Here is a 3,700-nt window from a genome sequence, read left to right as displayed (position 1 = left end):
CAGGCTCATAACCTGAAGGTCGTAGGTTCAAATCCTACCCCCGCAACCAAAATTCCACAATAATACAAACGCTTGGCCTGTGGTATCTGCATACCTCAGGCCATTTGCGCATCTACATCAACGCCACATCAACACCGCACCAGAAAAACCGCATTCGCCTGCGTTCGCCCGCACTGGCGGGAATTCGGCGACGCTGGCAATCGGGATGTGCATCGGGCAGGATAGGTGGCGGTGGGAATTGTTCCGTCCTGACACGATGGCGGGGTGATCTTAACAACAGGAGATCCGAGATGACGAGCCGGCTTTCGGATATTCTGCAACAGGGCGTTCTGCGCGCGGCGATCCACACGAGCAACCGGGCCCTGGTGCAGGTGCAGGGCGATGTCTTGAAAGGGGTCAGTCCAGCGCTTGCGGAGCGGCTCGCCAGGGAACTTCGTGTATCGCTTAGGCCTGTGGTCTACAACGGGGCAGGTGCAGTGGTTGCTGATGCAGGAAAAGACATATGGGATATTGCCTTTCTTGCCATCGATCCCATGCGCGCGAACAGCATCAGCTTTACCCGGCCCTACGTCGTTATCGAGGCCACCTATGCGACTCGGGCGGATTCGCCATTTCAAGATGTAGCCGACGTGGACCGCAAGAACGTTACGGTACTGACTTCGGCCGGGTCAGCGCATGACCTTTACCTTAGTAAGACGCTGTGCCATGCGCAGCTGGAGCGGGCTGACAAGTCTCCGCCCAGTTTGGAACAGTTTCGCAATGGGCGGGGCGACGTGGTTTCGGGCGTGCGCGAGTCGCTCCAGCGTGAATTTGGCAACGATGATGCGTTCCGGATCCTTCCGGGTGTCTTGACCAATGTAGAACAGGCGATGGTCTTGCCGGGAGCGGCCAACCCGCTGATTTCTGAGCTCGATGCCTTCGTGGCCAGGGCAATAGACGATGGCTTTGTCGCCCGACACCTAAATCGCGAAGGGAAATGACCGCCCTCAGCGACGTCGCGCACCGAAAAGGAATGCTTCCAGGCGTTCCACTGCGCCAAAAAAGCCGGTCCGCGTAAACAGGTTGAAAAGGGTCACCGAGACTCCATTGACAACTATTGCTCGGATGACGTGAAACGCCAGGATCAGCGCAACATTCAGGTTAAGGAACTGCGCGGTCAGGGCCATTTCGGCAACCCCCCCGGCCGAGGTGGCGAGCGCTGCAGTCGCGGGGTCGAGTGCACTGAGCAGGGCGACGATCATGCCAAGCCCGAAAAGGCTGACGGTCACGAATAACGTGAACAGCGTCATCATCAGCGACAGCCGCGGCAGGCGCATCACGATCTCCTGACGAAAGCGCGCGCCGATGGCCATACCGAGCAGGAGCTGACCGCCATAAAAGACCGGCCGGGGCATCGCGCCGACGACCAGCTCGTTTGATGACAGGAGCGCCGCAGTGACGATGGCGCCGAGCATCCAAGGGTTGTTCGCGCCAATAAGGCTCATCACCCAGACGCCGATCAGCGATGCCGCAAACAGAAGCGGCAACGTCCGATAGGACACCGCTTCGACCGCACCGTCATAGGCTTCGAACGTCCCGTGAATCCCCAGAGCGACAATCGCCGGCGGAAGCACACAGACGACGAAGGCGACGCGGATCGCCTGCGACAGTGCGATGGGTTCGCTTGTCGCTCCGACCTTGGCGCCGATATTTGCCATTTCCGACAGCCCTCCGGGCAAGAGTGCGAAATAGGACGTCACTCGATCAAGCCCGCTGAAGCGGCCGAGAAAGACGCTGAAGAACGAAGTCACGCTAATCGCCACTAGCGACAGGACGATCATGAAGGGCACCCACGCCAACATCTCGGTCAGCAATGCGGCGGTAACATGCAGCCCGAGGCCGCCGCCAATGGCGATCTGGCCCGCGCGCCGCGCCACGTTCGACCGGAATACCGGTAAGCCCGAAAGCGACAGCGCGGCGGTTGCGATCAACGGACCGAGTACCCAAGCCAGCGGAATCCGCAGCATGTCAAACCCCAGCCCGGCCAGGAAAGCGAGGCTAACGCTAGCCGAAAGCAAGCCGATGACGCGCTTGCTGGATTGTATCCGGAATGGCACGCGCTTTTCAGTAGTCGGTTGCGCAAGCCACCGCGTCAGTTTTCCGGCGTTGCGAGAAGATCGATAAGGGTTGTGGCATCGTCAAGTGTCTCCATTGCCAGAACGGCCTCGCAAATCTGGCGGGCCTGTGTTTCGGGCACGGCCTTTACAGCCAGCTTCATGAATTTCTCAACGATGTCTTCCTGGCTGGCGAACGATTTTTCGCTGCCGCGAGGCGCCTCCATGGTTTCCTCCATTCGGGTACCGTCCTTGAGGAAGATTTCGACCCGGACCTTGTGCCGAAAGCGTGACCCGAGCGCAGTGATTGCGGGATCCTCTACACATTCTACCCGGCGTGAAAGCGCGATGCGCTTCTTGTCATGCACGCAGCTTTCTTCAAATTGATCTACGAAAACGTCACCTTCCAGCAGGAGTGTCGCAACACAGAACGGCAGGTTGAGTTGCGCCGAGGTCAGTCCCTCCGGCCGGTATGGCCATCCGACGTGATCGACCGTAACCTGGGAGCCATGCACCACGATCTTGTCGATCTCGTCGACAGTGAAGGGGCGGCGCTTCTGGATTTCGCGGATCGAATCGAGTGTTGTGTGATTGCTGCCAACGCAGGAGTAGAATTTAAGTGCTATCTTCATGGTCTCGAACCGCTCACCGAGTCCGGCGCTGAGTTCTTCGAGGTTGAAGCGATCCTGCGAGCGCGAGAAGGTTGTGCAAAAGCCTCCGTAGGGGGCCTCGAGAACATCGAGGATGCCGGTAAAGCCCCGCGCAGCCAGAAGCGCGCCGTAAAGCCCACTTTGTGCCGAGCGCCCGGCGTGCATCCGTTTCACCATCGCGCCATATTGCGCGGCCATCAGCCCCGCCGCCTGCGTCCCGCCAATACCGAGCGCATGCACGGTCTGATCGGCATTCAAACCCAGTCCCCGTGCTGCCCCGGCGGCCGCCGAAAAGACGCCCAGCGTTGCTCCGGAATGCCAGCCCTGGCCGATGTGTTCCTGCCCCATGCAGATGCCGACGCGCGGGCCGATCTCGTAACCCGCGACGCAGGCGGTAAGGAACTCCTGGCCGCTGATGCCGCCGCGTGTCTCGACGGCCGCGACGAGCGCCGGCAGAGTCACCGCGCCCACATGTAGCACGCCGACGCGGTGCACATCGTCGAGTTCGAACCCTTGCACCTGAGTGCCATTGGCAAGTGCCGCATTGGGCGCCGACAGGCGCAGGCCCGTGCCCCATACGGCGGAACCGCGCGACTGGTCGATATCCGTCAGGGTCTGCTGGAGGATATGCGTCCAGGGCAGGTTCGCCCCGTATAGCGCGCAGCCAAGCGAGTCGAGTACAAGCAGCTTTATCCTGTCCTGCACCTCAGTGGGGATATCTTCATAGTGAAGGCCCGAGACGAACTCGGCGATGCGGCGTGTATGGGTGTTGTCGATTGTATCGTGAGCGGTCATTATATCCCTCGTCTGCGTGCTGTTATCGATCCGTTTCCGCCAAGGCGGGCTAAAGGTTTCCGGCCATCAGTCTTTGAGAACGGTCGCCGCAATACTGACGCTGTCTGAAGTCAGCGCCCATGGGACAATTTAGGCATATTGCGGAACGGAGGGTTTCTGGCT

At 60.0% G+C, this 3,700-nt stretch carries 3 protein-coding genes; 1 reads left to right on the top strand and 2 read right to left on the bottom strand.

Going from position 1 to position 3,700, the window contains the following annotated elements:
• The first annotated feature begins 290 nt into the window (after nucleotides 1–290).
• Nucleotides 291–980, top strand: a complete 690-nt coding sequence (locus tag DQ229_RS12735) for a transporter substrate-binding domain-containing protein (RefSeq protein ID WP_114966641.1) — start codon at nucleotides 291–293, stop codon at nucleotides 978–980.
• A 6-nt stretch (nucleotides 981–986) separates the two neighbouring features.
• Here DQ229_RS12735 and DQ229_RS12730 read toward each other — a convergent pair whose 3' ends face one another.
• Both DQ229_RS12730 and DQ229_RS12725 read right to left on the bottom strand, forming a co-directional pair.
• Nucleotides 987–2,096: an AbrB family transcriptional regulator gene (locus DQ229_RS12730; RefSeq protein WP_274378846.1), complete on the bottom strand. Its 1,110-nt coding sequence runs from the start codon at nucleotides 2,094–2,096 to the stop codon at nucleotides 987–989.
• Between the two features lie 35 nt (nucleotides 2,097–2,131).
• On the bottom strand, nucleotides 2,132–3,538 hold the full coding sequence (locus DQ229_RS12725) for an MmgE/PrpD family protein (protein ID WP_114966639.1): 1,407 nt from the start codon (nucleotides 3,536–3,538) through the stop codon (nucleotides 2,132–2,134).
• Nucleotides 3,539–3,700: the final 162 nt, after the last annotated feature.

Origin of the sequence: Alkalilacustris brevis (genome assembly GCF_003350345.1) — a bacterium.
GTDB lineage: Bacteria > Pseudomonadota > Alphaproteobacteria > Rhodobacterales > Rhodobacteraceae > Alkalilacustris > Alkalilacustris brevis.
This window is presented reverse-complemented; position numbering and strand designations above follow the sequence as displayed.

Bases quoted from the DNA above. Each gene is read 5' to 3' on its own strand.
- DQ229_RS12735 (WP_114966641.1), top strand. From the start codon at position 291: ATGACGAGCCGGCTTTCGGATATTCTGCAACAGGGCGTTCTGCGCGCG.
- DQ229_RS12725 (WP_114966639.1), bottom strand. From the start codon at position 3,538: ATGACCGCTCACGATACAATCGACAACACCCATACACGCCGCATCGCC.